This is a genomic window from Paenibacillus chitinolyticus, assembly GCF_045038035.1.
Taxonomy (GTDB): Bacteria; Bacillota; Bacilli; order Paenibacillales; family NBRC-103111; genus Paenibacillus_F; species Paenibacillus_F chitinolyticus_A.
This window is the reverse complement of the sequence record NZ_CP173427.1, coordinates 1,788,249-1,807,805: the sequence shown is the minus strand read 5'-3', so window position 1 is coordinate 1,807,805 and position 19,557 is coordinate 1,788,249. Positions and strand designations below refer to the sequence as shown.

The 19,557-nt window shown below is 56.4% G+C and carries 18 protein-coding genes; 2 read left to right on the top strand and 16 right to left on the bottom strand.

Going from position 1 to position 19,557, the window contains the following annotated elements:
- Positions 1 to 7: 7 nt before the first annotated feature.
- The 16 genes from yqfC to adhE all read right to left on the bottom strand — a co-directional run bounded on the left by yqfC (position 8) and on the right by adhE (position 17,601).
- A complete protein-coding gene (yqfC, locus tag ACI48J_RS08235) occupies positions 8 to 286 on the bottom strand; it encodes a sporulation protein YqfC (protein ID WP_326050092.1) in 279 nt (92 codons plus the stop codon).
- 603 nt (positions 287 to 889) lie between these two features.
- The gene (locus ACI48J_RS08230) at positions 890 to 1,405 is read right to left on the bottom strand and encodes a hypothetical protein (RefSeq protein WP_405082424.1); all 516 of its coding nucleotides are present in this window, start codon (positions 1,403 to 1,405) and stop codon (positions 890 to 892) included.
- 147 nt (positions 1,406 to 1,552) lie between these two features.
- Entirely contained in the window at positions 1,553 to 2,536 is a 984-nt protein-coding gene (gene floA, locus ACI48J_RS08225) for a flotillin-like protein FloA (RefSeq protein WP_405082423.1), read from the bottom strand.
- A 52-nt stretch (positions 2,537 to 2,588) separates the two neighbouring features.
- The gene (locus ACI48J_RS08220; protein WP_405082422.1) at positions 2,589 to 3,359 is read right to left on the bottom strand and encodes an NfeD family protein; all 771 of its coding nucleotides are present in this window, start codon (positions 3,357 to 3,359) and stop codon (positions 2,589 to 2,591) included.
- 208 nt (positions 3,360 to 3,567) lie between these two features.
- Positions 3,568 to 4,008, bottom strand: coding sequence for a GatB/YqeY domain-containing protein (locus ACI48J_RS08215; RefSeq protein WP_009675051.1), 441 nt, complete (start codon positions 4,006 to 4,008; stop codon positions 3,568 to 3,570).
- A gap of 16 nt (positions 4,009 to 4,024) precedes the next feature.
- Positions 4,025 to 4,198 (bottom strand): 30S ribosomal protein S21, encoded by a 174-nt coding sequence (rpsU, locus tag ACI48J_RS08210; protein ID WP_024094532.1) that lies wholly within the window; start codon positions 4,196 to 4,198, stop codon positions 4,025 to 4,027.
- A 122-nt stretch (positions 4,199 to 4,320) separates the two neighbouring features.
- On the bottom strand, positions 4,321 to 4,668 hold the full coding sequence (locus tag ACI48J_RS08205; RefSeq protein WP_009675046.1) for a histidine triad nucleotide-binding protein: 348 nt from the start codon (positions 4,666 to 4,668) through the stop codon (positions 4,321 to 4,323).
- 173 nt (positions 4,669 to 4,841) lie between these two features.
- Positions 4,842 to 5,162 carry a hypothetical protein gene (locus ACI48J_RS08200; protein WP_405082421.1) on the bottom strand — a complete coding sequence of 107 codons (321 nt, stop codon included), beginning with the start codon at positions 5,160 to 5,162 and terminating at the stop codon, positions 4,842 to 4,844.
- A gap of 132 nt (positions 5,163 to 5,294) precedes the next feature.
- Entirely contained in the window at positions 5,295 to 6,371 is a 1,077-nt protein-coding gene (rsgA, locus tag ACI48J_RS08195) for a ribosome small subunit-dependent GTPase A (RefSeq protein ID WP_405082420.1), read from the bottom strand.
- 378 nt (positions 6,372 to 6,749) lie between these two features.
- On the bottom strand, positions 6,750 to 8,156 hold the full coding sequence (locus tag ACI48J_RS08190; protein ID WP_405082419.1) for an ATP-binding protein: 1,407 nt from the start codon (positions 8,154 to 8,156) through the stop codon (positions 6,750 to 6,752).
- Positions 8,137 to 8,853, bottom strand: coding sequence for a response regulator transcription factor (locus ACI48J_RS08185; protein WP_405082418.1), 717 nt, complete (start codon positions 8,851 to 8,853; stop codon positions 8,137 to 8,139). Before ACI48J_RS08185 ends, ACI48J_RS08190 begins: the two co-directional genes overlap by 20 nt.
- A 20-nt stretch (positions 8,854 to 8,873) precedes the next feature.
- Positions 8,874 to 10,283 (bottom strand): hypothetical protein, encoded by a 1,410-nt coding sequence (locus ACI48J_RS08180; protein WP_326054331.1) that lies wholly within the window; start codon positions 10,281 to 10,283, stop codon positions 8,874 to 8,876.
- Between the two features lie 173 nt (positions 10,284 to 10,456).
- On the bottom strand, positions 10,457 to 11,401 hold the full coding sequence (locus ACI48J_RS08175; RefSeq protein ID WP_405082417.1) for a polysaccharide deacetylase family protein: 945 nt from the start codon (positions 11,399 to 11,401) through the stop codon (positions 10,457 to 10,459).
- 326 nt (positions 11,402 to 11,727) lie between these two features.
- Positions 11,728 to 12,486: a pyruvate formate-lyase-activating protein gene (gene pflA, locus ACI48J_RS08170; protein ID WP_405082416.1), complete on the bottom strand. Its 759-nt coding sequence runs from the start codon at positions 12,484 to 12,486 to the stop codon at positions 11,728 to 11,730.
- Positions 12,487 to 12,526: 40 nt separating this feature from the next.
- Complete coding sequence (gene pflB / locus ACI48J_RS08165) at positions 12,527 to 14,797, bottom strand: formate C-acetyltransferase (protein WP_326054335.1); 2,271 nt, start codon at positions 14,795 to 14,797, stop codon at positions 12,527 to 12,529.
- A gap of 194 nt (positions 14,798 to 14,991) precedes the next feature.
- Entirely contained in the window at positions 14,992 to 17,601 is a 2,610-nt protein-coding gene (gene adhE, locus ACI48J_RS08160; RefSeq protein WP_405082415.1) for a bifunctional acetaldehyde-CoA/alcohol dehydrogenase, read from the bottom strand.
- Between the two features lie 165 nt (positions 17,602 to 17,766).
- On the opposite strand from adhE, the gene ACI48J_RS08155 reads away from it, so the two are divergent.
- Together ACI48J_RS08155 and ACI48J_RS08150 are read left to right on the top strand one after the other, a co-directional pair.
- Entirely contained in the window at positions 17,767 to 18,294 is a 528-nt protein-coding gene (locus ACI48J_RS08155; RefSeq protein WP_326054339.1) for a hemerythrin domain-containing protein, read from the top strand.
- Between the two features lie 294 nt (positions 18,295 to 18,588).
- On the top strand, positions 18,589 to 19,314 hold the full coding sequence (locus tag ACI48J_RS08150) for a Crp/Fnr family transcriptional regulator (protein WP_326054340.1): 726 nt from the start codon (positions 18,589 to 18,591) through the stop codon (positions 19,312 to 19,314).
- Positions 19,315 to 19,557: the final 243 nt, after the last annotated feature.

The following is a 19,557-nucleotide window of genomic DNA, read 5'->3' as shown; positions in this document are numbered from 1 at the left end:
GGACCCGTTATGGCATATATCTGATATCCGCGATAATTCCCTCGATAAGTACTTCTTCCGTTAAAATGGCGCGGATCACCAATTCCTTCCCGCTTACCTCAAGCTTCCCCCGTGTAAGCTGCAGACGCAGCATATCGCTGGAAAAATGCATAACGCCGCAGTGATTCTCCACGTAAAGCTGGACGTTGCCGATCATCGTGATCCGGGGAATATCTTGTACGACATCCTGCGGAAGGTCGAGCATATTAGCAGTCATTTGCTTCCACTTTTGCGTGAGCCGGCGCATTCTCTCGTCCCTCCCAGCCTTTGCCCCATGCTTTCAGCACGCAGGCGCAAATTCAGGCGCTTCTTGTTCAGACGCTGCTTTTTCCAATCTATGCGAGCCGCACGTGATTTATGAGCGGTGTTTCGTCCCTATCCTGCGGCCGCGAATTGGAGCATTACGTGTTTATAAGGGATGCGATTGGTTATAGCTGAAATTACTCGGCATGTGGCGAAGCGGCAGTGAAAGATTTTGCCCGACTGCTGGAGGACACGCGCAAAACGCCTCCAAATACCCTTGGGAGACGCCAATCTTTCTGATGAGTATAATATTGGAAAAGACCGTAGAATGCCTCTGCGGGCATTCTACGGTCTTTGGGACGCCGGCTCGGCGGTACGGCTCGCTCAGGCACAAAAAAGCCTGTCCGTCCGGTATTGGTCAAGACCCCATTTAACGGACAAACGAAAAGCCTGGACTGAAAGCTGGCGTCGATATTTCATCGGCGTCAGCTTGTTTAGTGCTTGAACTTTTGTCCTTATTTCTCCGGGATAAAAAAATGCACCCCTAGAATTTTTCGGATTACCCAAGGGGTTTTTCCAAATGTCCATTCTAAGGGGTGCACTTCACTTACCGGCGGAACGGCTTTTTAGCCCGCGGCGGGCCGAGTATTTCGGCCCAGATAACCCCCTGCACCGCCTGACGCGGGTGCAGGTCGACACCGGCGGCGGAGCCCCCGCTGCCGGCAGCCTCTTCGCGCACGGCGCGGGCTTCACGCTTGCGCGGCGTCTCCGCCGGCGTTGCGAAGCTGCCGCGGGCCTCGCTGGCGGCAAAGCCGCCGCTGCGCCCGCGCCCGGCCGCTGCCGGCTCGGCCGCGGTCCAATCGTCCGCCGCATTTTCGGCGGACCGATCACGACGCCGCGTTTGCGGCGGAGCGCTCATGCGCCCGTCGAGCTCCCGGCCGGTCCCGGACGCAGGCCGGGTAGATGCGGCCGGACGGCGCGGAAGGCCCTGGCCGCTGAAATCCGGCATCCGGTTCGGATTGCCGGACTTTTTGCGCTTGCCAGACAGCATGGACACCAGAAAAATACCGATCATTATAACGAAAAAGAAATTGTTCGCGATCAGTTCGATCAGACGCTCCATCACCACGCCCCCTTTCCCGGATCAATCTCGACAAGAGATCCCCCGGTAAACTTCGGTGAAGCAACTAATAAAGGGATGCCGATTCCCTCCGTGTCCGGGTGGAACCGGCACATCTGCCGGGCAGAGCCCGGAGATTTTCTACCGCCTTTATTCTTTGTCTTCTTTGCCCTCTTCCGACATTTTGCCGATGGAACTGCGCATATGCGTATCGGCATCGATATTTTTATAATTCATGTAGTCCATTACGCCGAGCTTGCCGTTACGCATAGCATCCGCCATTGCCTGAGGCACCTCGGATTCGGCCTCGACGACTTTCGCTCTCATTTCCACGACGCGGGCTTTCATTTCCTGCTCTTGGGCAACGGCCATGGCGCGGCGTTCTTCCGCTTTGGCCTGCGCGATCCGCTTGTCGGCTTCGGCTTGCTCGGTTTGAAGGTGCGCTCCGATGTTCTTGCCTACGTCGACATCCGCGATATCAATAGACAAGATCTCAAAAGCGGTACCCGCATCCAGACCTTTACCGAGTACGGTCCGGGAAATCATATCCGGATTTTCAAGAACGTCCTTATGCGAGCCGCTGGAACCGACAGTCGTCACGATCCCCTCGCCGACACGGGCGATAATCGTTTCTTCGCCGGCACCCCCGACGAGGCGGTCGATGTTCGCCCGAACCGTTACCCGGGCGATAACTTTCACTTCGATCCCGTCTTTGGCCACCGCGGAAACGGTCGGTGTCTCGATGACACGCGGGTTTACGCTCATTTGAACGGCCTGGAGCACGTCACGGCCGGCCAGATCGATGGCAGCCGCCCGCTCGAACGGCAGTTGGATATCCGCGCGGTGTGCCGCGATCAGGGCATTGACAACGCGGTCAACGTTACCGCCAGCCAGATAGTGGCTTTCCAACTGGTTAATGTTCAGTCCCAGCCCGGCTTTCGTCGCTTTAATGAGCGGATTCACGATCCGGCTCGGAATAACGCGCCGCAGCCTCATCGCCACCAGCGTCAAAATACTGATACGTACGCCCGATGCCAGAGCGGAGATCCAGAGCATAACCGGAACGAACGTGAAAAATACCATCAACAAAATCAGAACCACTGCGGCAATCAACAGATAAAAATAAGATTCCATGTGTCAAAAAACCTCCCTTTACGTAATTAAATGGCGCTCTTCCGGCTGTACCTTATTTTTCTGCGCCGGCTACTTCTTCATGCACCACAACTCTGCTGCCTTCCACGAGAACGACCTTAACCAGGCGTCCGGCAGGAATAAATCCGCCTTCCGTTACCACATCCACGCGGTCTTCCCCGAATTGGGCGGTACCGGACGGACGAAGCGGCGTAAGCGAAGTTCCCGTCTGCCCCATAAGATGCAGCTTGAACGAACTGGACACAAAGCCTTGTTCGGTAGTCAGCTCCTCCTTGAGGATAAAACGGTTCCATACTCCCCTTGCCGGAAACTTCTTGACGGCGATAAAGAGAAGAACAGCCGCCCCAACGAAAGCGATGACGAGCAATAGCGCAGCCGTCTGAGGGTTGTCGGCCGCCAGAATCACTCCGCTGAACAAGGAGATACTACCGGCTATGCCGAGTATGCCGAAGCTCGGAATGATCAGTTCAAGCAGCAGAAGCAGCACGCCCAAAACGAACAGCCCGATATCTCCGGACCCCGCTCCCCCGACAAGATAATTGCCGAGGAAATACAGCCCGAAGCCGATAACCCCGACCGACCCGAGAAGACCGAACGTCCAGAAAAGCAGCTCGAGCCCGATTCCGACAATTCCGATCAGAAGCAGGATCGCGGCAACGGCCGGATGTGTCAGGAAACCGCCAAGCGCACTCGTAAAGCCCTGCTGCGCCGCAGTCGCGGCTGATGCCGCCGCCAAACCGGGCAGGCAGCCGATTGATCCGACGACCCCGGCACAGCCCAGAAATGTTCTCCGTAAGCTGATCATGGCTTACCTCCTAACCCTGTAACTGTCTTATAGTCTTTTTTACGTAACGGGATGAAAAACGTTTCACCAAATGTTCATAAGTTGGCGGCAGGCTCCGCGGACAAGCCGAAGCAGCCGCTTATCTTGTTTGCTCGGCGGCCTCCGTTTTACCGTTTTCCGGCTATGAAAAAAGGCCGGAAGCATCACTGCTTCCGACCCCGTCGGTTTATTACAGGTTCTGTTGCACCAGTTGGTTAACTAATTTCCCGTCAGCCCGACCTTTAACTTTCGGCATGAGGGCCGACATTACTTTTCCCATATCCGCTTTGGAGGAAGCGCCAACTTCTTGGATGGTCTGCTTTACAATTGCGCTTACTTCTTCCTCTGTTAACTGCTGCGGCAGGTACTTCATTAGAATGTCGATCTCAGCGTGCAGGCTGTCGGCCAAATCGTCCCGGCCGGCGTTTTTAAATTCTTGGAGGGAATCTTTGCGTTGTTTGACTTCGCGATTCAGAACATCAAGCACTTCATTGTCATCTAAGGTTCGTCGCTGGTCTATCTCGATATTCTTGATAGATGCTTTTACCATACGGATTACGGAGAGTGTAAACTTGTCTTGACTCTTCATCGCTTGCTTCATATCATCGTTCAAACGTTCGCTTAAGCTCATGAACTTGGGTTGCCTCCTAGAACTTTCTCTTACGAGCAGCCTCAGATTTCTTTTTGCGCTTAACGCTCGGCTTCTCGTAGTGCTTGCGCTTTTTAATCTCCGCCAATACGCCATCCTTAGCAATGGAACGCTTAAAGCGGCGAAGTGCAGCATCTATGGTTTCATTCTTGCGAACTCGAGTTTCTGACACCAGTTTTCCCTCCCTCCGAACAGACCGTCCAATCAAAGCGGTTCATCAAACTTCATTATAGGGGAAAACGTTTCTAGGTGTCAACCTAAAAGCTTTACTCCTATGACAATAAATTCTATGAATTATCTTTGAGCTACTAGAGGGCCCAAATTCGTGCCGCCGAGCAGGTGGTAATGGATGTGGAAAACCACTTGTCCGCTGTCGGGTCCGCAGTTGTTGATGAGCCGGTAGCCGCTCTCTTCGATACCGAAATCCCGGGCGATTTGCTGCGCGGCCTTGTGAACCGAACCGATCAGCGCCCAGTCTTCTTCTCCGGCGTCTTTCATCGAGGCGATATGCTTCTTCGGAATGATCAGGATATGCACCGGAGCGGCCGGCTGGATATCGTGAAAAGCCAGCACCTGCTCGTCTTCGTATACCTGCTTGGAAGGAATTTGTCCGTCTCTGATTTTGCAGAATAAGCAATCCACTGTTTCGTCTCCTCCTTTATCGAGTCGTACATGCTCATATGCATAGATTTGTATGTATATTTTTATCATACTGAATAACGGGTCAAAAAGAAAATAAAAAGTGAGCGGCGTTCCGGAAAAAGGTAAAACCGCCGGAAGACGGATGTCTCTGCGGGCGGTTTTGGATTTTTGCATCAATAGTACGGAAGCAGCGAAAGGACCGTCAAAGCCACCAGAGGAAAGATCCCCCGGTAAAAGCGGCGCCGCGGATAATAAGGGTACCCGCCGTAAGGAAAATATCCATAGTAAGGGTAGCCGTAATACGGGTATCCCCAGCCGAACGCCCGTGTCTCGCTTTCTCCGTCCGCTCTGCCGCCCACGGGAATGGCCAGATATACATAATCATCGTCGACATTCTCGATTATTCCGTCATGCACAGTACCGTCGTTCAGTTGAATGAGAACGTACCGGTATTTATGCTGCTGACACAAGGACTTCGCTTCGTGCTTTTGCATCAACAAACACCCCCTGCCTTCAACATATGCACGGCTGGGCGAAAGGCCACTGATTCGCGCATTTAGTTGAACAGGAGGTGAATCCGGGGAACCGGGTCCGCACTCGCGCCCGGATCGCGGTTCCGCCGCTTTTTATGGCTTGGGGGGCTTGCGCCTCATCTCCTTGTGGATCTTCTTCCACTTGTCCTTCTCCGCAGTCTGAAGGGATTTGCTCTCCTTGCGGGCCAGGAAGGCCAGCTCCTTCTGCAGCTTGACGTAGCTGTCATAGCGCGCCCGGTCCAGCGTCCCGTCTTCTATGGCGCCTCTCACGGCGCAGCCCGGTTCGCTGTTGTGGCGGCAGTCCGGGAAGCGGCAGGAGGCCGCCAGCGTCTCGACATCGTCGAACGACTGGCTGAGCCCGCTGTCCGCCTCCCACAGCTGAAGCTCGCGCATGCCGGGCGTATCGATCAGCACGCCCCCGCCGGGGAGCAGGAGAAGCTCGCGGTGGGTCGTCGTATGGCGGCCCCGGGCGTCGTCCTCCCGGATCTCGCCGGTGTCCATCGCCTCGCGGCCCAGCAGCGCGTTGATGAGCGTGGACTTCCCCGCTCCGGAGGACCCGGCGACTGCGGCCGTCCGGCCGATGCCGAGGTAGGCGGCGCGGAGGCCCTCCACCCCTTCGCCGAGGAGCGAGCTGACGGCATGGACGGGCACGCCCGGCGCTATGGCCTCCGTCTCGGCGACCCGGAGGGCCACTTCCTCGGGCGAGGCGCACAGGTCCGCCTTGCTGAGGATGATGACCGGAGAGGCGCCGCTCTCCCATGCCATGACGAGGTAGCGCTCCAGCCGGCGGAGATTATAATCCGCATTGAGCGCGTTGACGAGGAAGATGACATCGACGTTCGCGGCGACAATCTGCTCTTCGGTCACGTTGCCCGCCACTTTGCGGACGAACATGCTTTTTCTCGGCAGGACGCCGTGAATGGTGGCGCGGCCCTCTTCCTCGCGCACGCTTAAGGCCACCCAGTCGCCGACCGCGGGGTAATCTCCCCGGCTGCGCGCCTGGTAGCGCATACTGCCCGACACCTCGGCGAGCACTTCGCCGGAGCCGGTTTTGACCCGGTACATTCTCTTATGTTCAAGCGCGACGCGGCCTGCCGTGAGACCTTCCGCCGACATATCCGTCAAAGCTTGCCGGAGCTCTTCGTTCCAGCCTAATTCAGTTAAATTCAATCCGTGAACACACCTTTCATCCTATCTGCTTCCCAGTCTAGCAGGAAAAGCTCCGAATTAACCGGGAAACAATCATTCATAGCTGTTTTTTACCTCCCGGCCGCAAACGGCAAAAAAGACCCGACGGAATTCCATCGGGTCTCTTAGTTGAATGTGTCGGTGTAGTTCTGTCCCGGGGATTGCCCCGAGGGTTGCATGAACAAGCGGAACCGGTGCAACCGGCGTGCCGCTCGCATAAGGCCGATCACCGTTATGTAATGCCCTGCTGCGTGCCGGGAACCGGCGTTACCGCAAAAATGCTCGTCAAACGCCGCCGGCCGAAGCGATCTCCCGTTGGTCTGAACGCAAACGTTCGTGACAGGCCGCGCGGCATTCCGTTTACAGAACCTTCTCCTCTTCCGGCATGCGCGGAAGCTCGACCGTTACGTTCGTTCCCTGCCCGAGCTCGCTCGTGACCTGCAGCGTTCCTCCGTGAAGTTGGGCGATTTCCTGGCAAATGGACAGACCCAGGCCGCTGCCCGGCTGCCGGTTGTCGGCCTTGTAAAACTTCTCCGTCACATACTTCACCGCTTCCGGTGAAATCCCTTCGCCCTCATCTTCCACGATCAGCTGCACGAGGCTGCCTTCCGTGCGGGTCATGATGCGGATTACCCCGTTTTCCTGCGTGAATTTCATCGCATTGTCAAGCAAGTTGATCAACACCTGCTTGAGCCGGTTCTGATCCCCGAAAACGTAGAGGCTGTTTTCCGCAAGGGAAATTTGCAGCTCCATTCTGCGCCTCTGGCAGTTCCCCGCAAACTGCTGATAAATGTCTTTCACGAGGCGGTTGACGTCCACCGGTTCACGGTGCATTTTCATATTGCCGGACTGGAGCTTGGAGAAATCGAGGAGGTCTTCGACCAGCCCGATCAGACGATCCGTTTCTTTGGAAATGACGGAAAGTCCCGTAAGCGTTTCTTCCTTCTCGTTCAGGTCACCCGAAACCAGCGTCTCGCTCCAGCCTTTAATCGACGTTAACGGCGTCCGCAGCTCGTGGGAGATCGAGGAAATAAACTCGTTCTTCAGGCGGTCGTTGCGGAGAATTTCGTCCGCCATATAGTTGAGCGTATCCGCCAGATGCCCGACCTCGTCGTCATGCCGTTTGACGGCCTTGTTGTGGAAATCCCCCTGGGCCATGCTCTGGGCGACGTCCGTGACCTCGCGGATAGGTCTCACGATCCGGTTGGCGAGAAGCAGACTGACCGCCAGCGATACGAGAATGACGGCCACGCCGATGCCGATGATGATCCAGGCTGTCCGCATGACCATCCGGTCTACCTGCTCGATCGAAGTCGTGTAGCGCAGGACGCCGACGACGCGGTCCCCGTTCTTGAGGGGATAGGAAAGCGCCATGATCCTCTCTTTGGTGTCGGTATTCAACCCGATCCACTTGCCGGGCTCTCCGAGCAAAGCGGACTGGACGTCCGACGTATCGATTTTGCGTTTGGAGGTAAACCCGTACGAATCCCGGATCAGATTCCCTTCAAGGTCCAACACCTCGACCCGGCTGATTTCGTCCTTCGCAAGCTCTTTTAAAATGTTGCGGGCCCTCTCCTGGAGAGGAGAAAGCGAATTGTAGCGGTTGTTGTAGTCGACTGTGAATTTGGCCCGTTCACTTAGGGCCTGAAGGGCGCTTCCGTAATAATATTGGTAGATGGTTCCCAGAAACAAGCCTCCGAGAAGCAGCACAATAAATACGATGATCAGCAGAAAATTCCAGACGACTTTACTCCTTATGCTGCTCAAGGGCGGATTCCTTCTTCCAGAGGTACCCATAACCCCAAACGGTTTCGATATGTGCAGGGTGCGACGGATCTACCTCGATTTTTTGGCGGATACGGCGGATGTTGACGTCCACGATTTTTAAATCGCCGACAAAATGCTTACCCCATACGGCATCCAGAATTTCATCCCGGGAAATCCCCTGGTCGGGCTGTTCCATGAACAGCTTCAGAATGGCAAACTCGGTCGGCGTGATATCGATTTCGGTCCGTCCCTTAAACAGTTTCCGTTCCTTCAATTGCAGCGTAAAGATGCCGGAGCTCAGGCTCTGTTTGACCGATTCCTGCTCGGGAATTTCCAGCCTCCGGTAGAGGGCCTTAATTCTCGCGATGAGCTCTACCGGGCTGAACGGCTTCGTCACGTAATCGTCCGCTCCGATCTCCAGACCTTCGGCTTTGTCCGTATCCTGCGATTTCGCGGTCAGCATGATGATGCCCATCTTCGGGTACATTTTCCGCAGCTGCGCGCACACGTCGAATCCCGATAATTGAGTCGGGAGCATAACATCCAGAATGGCAATGTGAAAAGGGCCTTCATCCTTTACAAGCTGGAGGGCTTCCTCGCCCGTCGCCGCCTCCGTAACATCAATATCGTTGCGTTTAAGATTAATCCGGATAAATCCGCGGATCGATTCTTCATCTTCCAAAATCAGTACTCTCATTCCGGTCTCCCTCCCCTTCTCTAATAATAGACCGGCTTCAGCCGCTCCTGTATATCTTTCAATCCGAGTTTCATCTGGTTATATTCCTGCAAGGATTTGACGGACAGGTTCGTCGGCTTCTCCGGCAAAAACGCTACGGTTTTGCGTCCGTACGACGTATCAAGTTCCACGAAGTCGATTTCCTTCTTCTGCAGCTCGTTCTTCATGTTCTCCCACTGCTCCGTCGGGTAATACCGGATGGTCAGGAGCTCCGCCTTTTCCTTGCGGTTCGCGCTTAAATAATAAAAAGTCGTATACCCGTCGGCACGATCGCTTTTGGACCGTTCCAGCGTAATTTTGCCTCTCCACGATTCGGGAAAATCAAACCGGTACGTGACATTGTTGTCGTAGTAATTTTCGTGCACCCATTTGAGCCCGTTCGCGCCGTCCCACTGATACCACTGGTGGATCCAGGGCATATCGGTCGGATTGCTGTTCTCGATAAAAGGAGGGATCTTAAGCAGCTCGATCTCCATAATACCGTCTCCGTTGATGTCTTGGGATCTTCCTTTGTATTCCTTGAAGGTTTGAACGTTCCCCTGTTCGTCCTTGGCACTGAAAACGTCTTTAAGTTTGCCGTTGTTCCAGACCAAGAGAGAGGTATAGGACGTATTGGCCCCAAGCCCCGCGTCCACGAAAATCCCGTTCTGCGAATCGGTGGCTTTGCCGATCATGACCTGGTAGTAACCGTTGACGCCGCCGTCCATGGGCAGCTTCTGCAGCAGCTTCTTCTCCCCGTTTTTGAACGAGTATAAAGAAGCGGAAGCATCCAGCTTGTCGCGGTCGAGAAGCAGGGCGGCCACCTCAGGCACTCCGTCTCCGGTCAAATCGCCGATCGCGATCTCGGTGTACGGAATTTTCTCCATCTGGCTCACCACCGAGCCTTTCATGGAATAAACGAACAATTCTTTATTGAGATTGACAGCTTCTCCGGCGCTCCAGCCTACGAGCATTTCCGGAGCCCCGTCTCCCGTAACGTCCACGAAGTCGACGCGGTCGATTTCTCTGCCCAGCTCATGGATATCGGTGACCTTCCGCCATTCTTCGTTCACTTGTTCGAGAATGAGGGCCCCGAGTTCGAACTCGTTCTTCTGCAGCCTGTAAAAGGCGACGGCTTCCTTCTGGTTGTCCCCGTTGAGGTCCACCTGGTAAATCGGGCCGGCCGCCGAGTTGTCGGGCAGCTTGAGCGGCGTATTGAGCACCGCGCCCGGAGGCAGATAGTGGGTCACCGCCTCTTTGAGCTGATACAGGCTCGAGCTCATAGCCGGAGCCTTCAGCAAAGCGGCGGGAGAAGAAGATATGAGCTGGCAGCCGCTGAGCAGCAGCATGGAGAGTCCGGCCGTCAGCAGGCCCGCTGCGGGTCGCGGTATCCATTTGATTCTTCTCTTCATGACATTCCCCTTTTCTAGTGCTGGTTCCATTATAGCAAAGCTGCCCCGGAAGCAGGACCTGAAAATTCTGCATGGACGCGAACGAAAAAACCGCCCGATGCCGGCAAATACGGCATGGACGGCTCGCTTCCGCCGGTTCGGCGGCCTTCCGCAAAACCGGTCCGGGCATTTCATTATTTCGCAGCCAACAATTCCGGCACGGTAACAAACTGGTAGCCCTGAGCCTGCAAATACTCGCAAATTCTGCGGGTGGCCTCCACCGTATTGCTGAGGTCCCCGCCTTTGCCTCCGAAGCTGTGCTGCAGAATAATGCTGCCGGGATGAATATGCTGTTTCACATTGTTCATAATCTGATCCGGCGTATTACCCGCCCAGTCTTTCGTGTCGATCGACCAGCCGATAATAAGCTGCCCCTGCTGGGCCGCTACCGCTTTGACGTTATCGTTGACGGCACCGTACGGGGCGCGGAACAGGTACGTTCCCTTGCCGAGCGCTTTCTTCAGCGCCTCGTCCGTGCTCGTCATCTGTTCGCGGGCCTGTTCAGGCGTCAGCTTAGGCAGCTGCGCGTGGCTCCAGGTGTGGTTACCGACCGCATGGCCCTCGTCCACGATCCGCTTCACCATATCGGGATATTTATCGACCTGGCGACCGACCAGGAAGAACGTCGCTTTCGCGTTGTACTTGCTCAGCACTTCCAAAACCTGCGGCGTCCAGTGCAGATCCGGACCGTCGTCGAACGTAAGCGCAACGAGTTTATTTTTGGTCGAAACCGAATAAATCGGCGTGGCCATGTTTGCCGACCCGCCGCCCTGCGGAGCTTGCGTTGCCTGCGGCGACGGCGTAGGATCGGGCGTGGCCGTCGGAACCGGCGTAGAATCCAGCTTCCGAGTCGGCTCCGGCGTCGGCGTAGGATCGGGATGCGCGCTCTTATCCGGCTTCTTCTCCGGTTCATTCGCGGTCGGGACCGGCGTAGGGCTTGGCGTAGCCGCCGTTTCTCCCTGCGAGGAGCCGGCAGCCGTTTCCTTGGTCAACAATGCATGGCTGACATTGTATGCAATAAACAGCCCCAGCGCTATCATAAGGACATAGCGCAGTCTGAACACTTTTCTTTTTTTCATGATTCCTTCCATCTCCCATTTGTTTCCTCAGCTGATTTCTATAAACCTACCAGCCTGTCTATGACTTCCAGCACATAGGAACGACTGACGCGTCAACGCGTCTTCTCCTGTATTCCCCGGGTCCGTTCCCTTCAACGTGTTTCCTTATCCTAAGTGTACTCCAACTTTCGACACAAGTAGTTACGAAACCATTACATTTGAACAATTAAGCCGTTACGATCCCGTTACACTTGTAAAAAAATGTACAAGCATGACGAAAAAAGCTTCCGGCGGAGGGCCGAAAGCTTAAATATAGAGGAAGTTTTATTTCCTGTAAAGACCAATTTTTAGAGAGACTGGCAGGTCGGCCGCGAAACGTTTTGGCTTCGCGCACGCTTGATAAGCTCGTATGCTCCCGCGACTTCTTCTTCCGTCGGTGTGCGGGCGTCTTTGAGCGGATATTCCCGGTGAAGAAGATCCCATTTATAGGTTCCCAGCTTGTGATAAGGAAGAAGTTCGAATTTTTCCACGGTCGTCAGACCGGCCAGAAAAGAACCGAGCCGCTCCAGCTCGTCTTCCGAATCCGTCATTCCGGGAACGAGCACCCGCCGGATCCACATCGGCCTGCCGTGATCGGAAAGCCAGCGCGCCGTGCGCAGGATCTTGTCGTTGGGCTGGCTCGTCAGCGCGATATGCTTGTCGCGGTCCATCATTTTCAGATCAAGCAGAACAAGGTCCGTTTCTTCAAAAAGCTCGCGGACATGCTCGTGGCCCACTTCGCAGAAGCCCGAAGAGTCAAGCGCCGTGTTCACGCCGAAGCGTTCCTTGCACGCTTTGAAAAGCTCCGCGACAAACGCCGCCTGCAGCGTCGGCTCTCCTCCCGTTACGGTGATTCCCCCGCCCGACTTCCGGTAGTACGGAAGATAAGGCTCCATTTCGGCGAGGATTTCATCGACGGTCACCGTCCGTCCTCCGCAGGTGTCCCACGTATCGGGGTTGTGGCAGTAGCCGCACTGCAGGGCGCATCCCTGCATGAAGAGAACAAACCGGATACCGGGGCCGTCTACCGTGCCGAACGTTTCGATGGAATGGATTCTGCCTTTCATGACTAACACGTCCTTTGCTTCGGCGTGCCCCGGTCCCTTTTTACATGGCGCCGTGGAACGTCCGGTTAATAACGTCGAGCTGCTGCTCGCGGGTGAGTTTGATAAAGTTGACCGCATAGCCCGAAACCCGGATGGTGAGCTGCGGGTACTGCTCGGGATGCTCCATCGCGTCCAGAAGCTGCTGCCGGTCGAATACGTTCACGTTGAGATGGTGCGCTCCGCTTTCGAAGTATCCGTCCAGCATATGGACGAGATTGTCCTTGCGCGCCTGCGGCTCTTTGCCGAGCGCTTTGGGCACGATCGAGAACGTGTTCGAGATGCCGTCCAGGCTGTGCTCGTAAGGCAGTTTGGCGACGGAGCCGAGCGAGGCCAGCGCGCCTTTGCGGTCGCGTCCGTGCATCGGGTTCGCGCCCGGCGCGAACGGTTCGCCCGCTTTGCGGCCGTCCGGCGTGGAGCCGGTTTTTTTGCCGTAAACGACGTTGGACGTAATGGTCAGGACCGACTGGGTCGGAACCGCATCCCGGTAAGGTTTGTGCTTGCGGATCATGCCCATGAACGCTTCGACGAGAGAAACGGCGATGGAATCGACGCGGTCGTCGTTGTTGCCGTACATCGGGTAATCACCTTCGATTTCGAAATCGACGGCGATTCCTTTCTCGTTGCGGACCGGGCGCACTTTGGCGTATTTGATCGCGCTCAGCGAGTCGGCGACTACGGACAATCCCGCGATTCCGCAGGCCATCGTTCGGACGATTTCCCGGTCGTGAAGGGCCATTTCGATCCGCTCGTAACAGTATTTGTCGTGCATATAGTGAATCACGTTCAGCGTGTTCATATACAGCTTCGCCAGCCATTCCATGACACCCTTGAATTTATGCATAACCTCGTCGTAATCGAGCACATCGGCGGTAATCGGCACGCTTTCGGGTCCGATCTGGACCCCGAGCTTTTCGTCCACGCCGCCGTTAATGGCATACAGGAGAGCTTTGGCCAGATTGGCCCGCGCTCCGAAGAACTGCATCTGCTTGCCGATCCTCATGGCGGATACGCAGCAGGCGATTCCGTAATCGTCGCCGTAGAAAGGACGCATCAGGTCGTCGTTCTCGTACTGAATGGAGCTCGTTTCGATCGAGACTTTGGCGCAGTATTTCTTGAATGCCTCCGGCAGCTGCTCGGACCAGAGCACCGTCAGGTTAGGCTCGGGAGCGGGACCCAGGTTATACAGCGTATGAAGAAACCGCATGGAGTTTTTCGTCACGCGGGTCCGGCCCGACAAGGACATGCCGCCGATGGACTCGGTCACCCAGGTGGGGTCGCCGCTGAACAGCTCGTTATAATCCGGCGTACGCAGGAATTTGACAATCCGCAGCTTCATGACGAAATGGTCCACCAGCTCCTGCGCCTGCGTTTCGGTCAAGGTTCCTTCGCGGAGGTCTCTTTCGATATAAATATCGAGGAAAGAGGACACCCGTCCCAGACTCATCGCCGCGCCGTTCTGTTCCTTGATCGCCGCCAGGTAGCCGAAGTACAGCCACTGGAACGCTTCGCGGGCATCGGAGGCCGGCCCCGAGATGTCAAAACCGTGGTCGGCGGCCATCTTCTTCAGCTCGGCGAGCGCCCGGATCTGCTCGGACAGCTCCTCGCGGGCACGGATAACGTCCTCCGTGATCGCATCCACTTCAAGAAGCAGAAGATCCTTCTTCTTATCGGCGACGAGGGCGTCGATGCCGTACAGCGCTACCCGGCGGTAATCCCCGATAATCCGACCGCGCCCGTAAGCGTCCGGCAAGCCCGTGATGATGCCGGCTTTTCTGGCGGCCCGCATGTCGCCGGTGTAGGCGTCGAACACGCCCTGGTTATGCGTCTTGCGGATGTCCGTGAACAGCCGGACCATGTCCTGCGGCAACTTGAAGCCGTATGCTTCGCAGGCGTCCTCCATCATCCGGATGCCGCCGAACGGCTGCACGGAGCGTTTGAACGGCTCATCCGTCTGGAGCCCGACTACGCGCTCCTTGTCTTTGTCGAGATAGCCCGGCGCGTGGGAAACGATCGTGGACACGGTGTTCACATCCACATCGAGCACGCCTCCCTGCTCCCTTTCGCGCCGGGTCAGGTCCTTGACGACTTCCCAGAGCGCCTTCGTATCTTCCGTCGGAGGGGCAAGAAAAGCCTCGTCTCCCTCATAAGGCGTCAGGTTAAGCTCGATAAAGTCACGGACGTCGATCCCGTGCTGCCACTTTCCTTTGCGGAACCCGCGGTATACTCCCTCTTCAGCAGACTTCATGCGCATCTCGCGCTCTTCGATAGCCATTTTTGTTCCCTCCTTGGAATGAACGGACGGACCGCGGAGCGGCCGCCCGGCAAAGCTGATTTCGTTTCAGCGCAAATTTTACTGCGCGCGCCGTCATGATCACTGTCTTTGTGTCCGTTTCACCGCACCGGCTGCTGGGGCGCCGCTCGATGCTCCCGCTTATTCAGGCAGCAGAAAAGTCCCTGTCCGCTTGCTCAGATTCTGCCGTAGAAGGCGTCCCGGTACACTTCGGCCAGCTCGCTGACGAGCGGCATTTTCGGATTCGCGGTCGTGCACTGGTCTTCGAACGCTTTGTCCGCCAGGTACTCCACACGGCTTTCGAAATCATCGGCATCGAATCCGAGTTCTTTGAACGAAGCGGGAATGCCCAGCTTCCGATTCAGCTCGCGGATGGCGTCGATGAGGCTCTTGACGCCTTCCTCCATGGTGGCGGCCGGAAGTCCCAAGAACCGGGCGATTTCGGCGTAGCGCTCGTCGGCGCAGTAGTGCGAGTATTTCGGGAACGACGCGTATTTCGACGGCTTTGCCGCGTTATACCGGATGACGTAAGGCATCAGGATCGCGTTGGTCCGTCCGTGCGCCGTTCCGTACTGCCCGCCCCATTTGTGCGCCAGGCTGTGGTTGATGCCCAGGAAGGCGTTCGCAAAGGCCATGCCGGCGATCGTGGACGCGTTGTGCATTTTCTCCCTGGCCAGCTTGTCGGCCGTCGCATGGGACTGCTCCAGGTTGCGGAACACGAGCTTGATGGCCTGCAGGCAGAGCCCGTCCGTATAGTCGTTTGCCATGACGGAGACGTAAGCTTCGATCGCGTGTGTGAGCACATCCATGCCGGTGTCGGCCACGGCTGTTTTCGGGAGCGAGTAAACGAATTCGGGATCGACGATAGCCACATCCGGCGTAAGCTCGTAATCGGCGAGCGGATATTTCGTGTGGCCGTTCTTTTTATCCGTGATAACGGCGAACGAAGTCACTTCCGAACCGGTACCCGAAGTCGTCGGGATGGCAACGAACTTCGCCTTCTTGCCCAGCTTCGGATATTTGAACGTCCGCTTGCGGATGTCCATGAACTTCTGTTTCAGCGAATGAAACGCGACGTCGGGGTACTCGTAGAACAGCCACATCGCTTTGGCCGCATCCATCGGCGATCCTCCGCCGAGCGCCACAATGCAGTCCGGCTGGAAAGCGTTCATCATGGCCGTACCGCGTTCGACGGTGTCGACTGAAGGGTCCGGCTCCACATCGCTGAAAACTTCGATGGCTACCGGCATCCGGCGCTGGCGCAAATAATGTTCCACGCGTTCCACGTAGCCGAGCTTCACCATCATCGGGTCCGTCACGATCAATACACGGGTGATGTCCGGCATTTTCGCCAGGTACTGGGTGGCGTTTCGCTCGAAATAAATTTTCTCGGGTACTTTAAACCACTGCATATTCACCGTCCGGTGTGCGACTTTTTTAACGTTGATCAGGTTGACCGCCGTCACGTTCGAAGAAGTGGAATTGCGGCCGTACGAGCCGCAGCCAAGCGTCAGCGAGGGGATATTGGCGTTGTAGATATCCCCGATCGCCCCATGAGTCGAAGGCGCGTTAACGATAATGCGGCAGGTCGGCAGCTCCTTGGCAAAAGCGGCGATCACCCCGTCGTCGTTCGAATGGATGACCGAGGTGTGGCCGAGTCCGCCGAATGCGGCAATCTCCGCGGCCCGGGCGATGCCCGCTTGAGCGCTGGCGGCCGTGTAGCAGGCCAGCACGGGGCTCAGCTTCTCGGCGGACAGCGGGTAGGCCGGACCGACGCCGTCCAGCTCGGCGATCAGGATTTTCGTCCCGGCGGGAACCTCGAACCCCGCCATTTCGGCGATGCGTGCCGCGGGCTGGCCCACAATCGCCGCGTTCACGGCGCATCCGGCGTTCATGCCGAACTGGGACAGCTTCTTCGTTTCCTTGGCGCTCAGGAAATGGCAGCCCTGCGCCTTCAGCATCGCCTTGGCCTCCGCCGCGATCGCTTCGTCCAGGATAACGGCCTGCTCGGATGCGCAGATCATGCCGTTGTCAAACGTCTTCGAGAGAATCAAGTCCGTGACTGCCTGGCGCAGGTCCGCGGTTCTCTCGATGAAGCACGGCACGTTGCCCGGGCCGACGCCGAGAGCGGGTTTACCCGCGCTGTAGGCGGATTTGACCATGCCGGAGCCGCCGGTAGCCAGAATCAGGGCCACTCCCTCGTGGTGCATAAGCTCGTGCGTCGCTTCCATGGAAGGCTTCTCCACCCACTGGATGCAATCTTTCGGCGCCCCGTGGCTTACCGCCGCTTCGTACAGAACGCGGGCCGCTTCGGAGCTGCATTTCTGCGCGGACGGATGGAAGGCGAAAATAATCGGATTCCGCGTCTTCATCGCGATCAGCGCCTTAAACATCGTCGTCGAGGTCGGATTGGTTACCGGGGTGACGCCGGCGATAATTCCGACGGGTTCGGCGATGGACGTAAGGCCGGTCGTCGGATCGTCGTCGATTACGCCGACCGTTTTGTCGTACTTCACGGAATTATGGATATACTCGGTCGCGAACAAGTTCTTGATGATCTTGTCTTCATATACGCCGCGCCCCGTTTCTTCCACCGCAAGCTTGGCGAGGTACATATGCCGGTCTACGCCGGCCAGCGCCATCTCCTGTACGATGCGGTCGACCTGGGATTGGTCCAAGCCTTCAAAAGCGGCCTGCGCTTTCTTCGCGTTCTGCACCAGCCGGTCTACCTGTTCTTTGGCCGCCGCAGCTGCGGGTTTTACGGTCTCATTTTCCTGTACAGCCATCTCTCCGCCTCCTCTGTTCTTTCTACACCTTCATTGTAGGAGATTGTGAATTTTTTCACTATGACATTTCTCACAGACAAAAGAGCGCCCCCGCCTTATGGTGAAGACAGGAAACAACGCGCGCGCTTTACCATCATCCGCAGGACCCGACAGGAGGAAACGACAATGAGCACAATGACCGTGGAACGTCTGCCGTATGCCGCCATGGACCCCGGCAGCCAGTTGTCCGACGCCCTATATTATTTGAAGCAGCAGCACGAATTTCTCGAGGCCGATCTGCTGGAGCTGCAAATGCTCGCACGCGGAATCGGAGCCGCCGGAAGCCGGGATACGCTCAAAACCGATTTAAACCAGCTGAAGGTACGCGCCGAACGGTTCTTGAAATTTTTCCAGCAGTATCAGCAGGATGAACAGGAAACGCTTTTCCCTATCGTCGATTTGTACACGGGCGACAAAATGGGCCCTACCGCCGTTATGAAGCAGGAGTACAACATGGCCGTCCACAATCTGCGCCTTTTCTTCCAGGCTCTCAAAGAAGACAGCCAAACCCTCGATCCCCTGTGCGCCAAACGCTCGGTATCCCACGTGCTTCAGTCGTGCTTCATTCTTCTTGAGCATATGCGTAAAGAAAAAGAATGGGTGTTTCCGCTCGCCGAGCAGATGCTGACCGATATCGAACAGTTTTATTCGTAGAAAGCGGATCTGCGGCATAGCCGAATCGGTCATAAAGCGAACCGGAACACGGGATTTCGTGCAAGCCGGCCGCAACTTGGAACCGCCCCCTCTTTCCGCTTATAAAAAACCGGAGCCGCCGAATGCAGACGGAACTCCGGTTTTTTGTGTCCGTTTGCCTGTAAACGGCAGGTTTGCGTTGAATACGGACAGGCGTGGTAAACAATATTGTACGGAAAGTGTGATTTTTATCATATATGATTTACGTCATATCCGGTATACTGGAAGCAGAAGTCAAAGAGGAGGGAAGCCATCATGAACACCGGCACAAATCCCGTTTACTATACGAATCCCCGGAACACGGCTGCCTTTAAGACGGAAAATTTGCAGAAGCTGACGGATATTATGCATGAGCAGAAGCTTCAACCCGGCGCCTACTTGTTTTGGGAAGGCGATACGGCTGACAAGCTTTATTTTATAAAAAACGGCCGGGTACGCGCTACGAAGTCCACGGACGAAGGCAAGGATCTCGTGCTTTACTTATACCAGCAGGGCGACCTGATCGGCATGATCGATCCCTACGACGACACGAAGCATTGGTACAGCGCCGAAGTGCTGGAAGAAACCCTGATCGGCGTGGCGCACAAGAAAGACGTGGAAATGCTGATCTGGCAGAGCGGCGAATTCGCTCTGGAATTTATGCGCTGGATGGGACTCAGCCACCGGATGACGCAGACGAAATACCGCGATATGATGCTGTACGGAAAACCCGGGGCTCTGTGCTCCACCATCATCCGCTTGTCGAACACGTACGGCCGGCCCGAAGAGGACGGGACGATCCGCATTACGAAAAAGCTCACCCACTCGGAGCTGTCGGATATGATCGGCTCCACCCGCGAAAGCGTGAACCGCATGTTCAGCGACCTGCGCAAAGCTCAGGCCATTGAAATGGATAACGGCTACATTATCATTCGCGATTTGAATTATTTAAAGGGCATTTGCCACTGCGAAAACTGCCCCATAGAAGTGTGCCGGATGTAACCGGCACACTTTTTATATTTGGGCCGGACGAGGCGGCTCCCCGTGTCGTCCGGCGCTGAAATGTCCGGGCGCCCCGGCAAGTGGGGCCAACGCTGCCGGCACGGGCAGCCCGGGCGCGGGGTTCCCGGAGGCGCGGGCCGGGAACGGCATGGCGCAGGCGCAAGAGCATGGCGGCGAACGGCCAGCTCCTGCGGGGGATGACGGCCCCCGGGCACGCGGCTGCGGGCCGCAAAAAAACTCCCT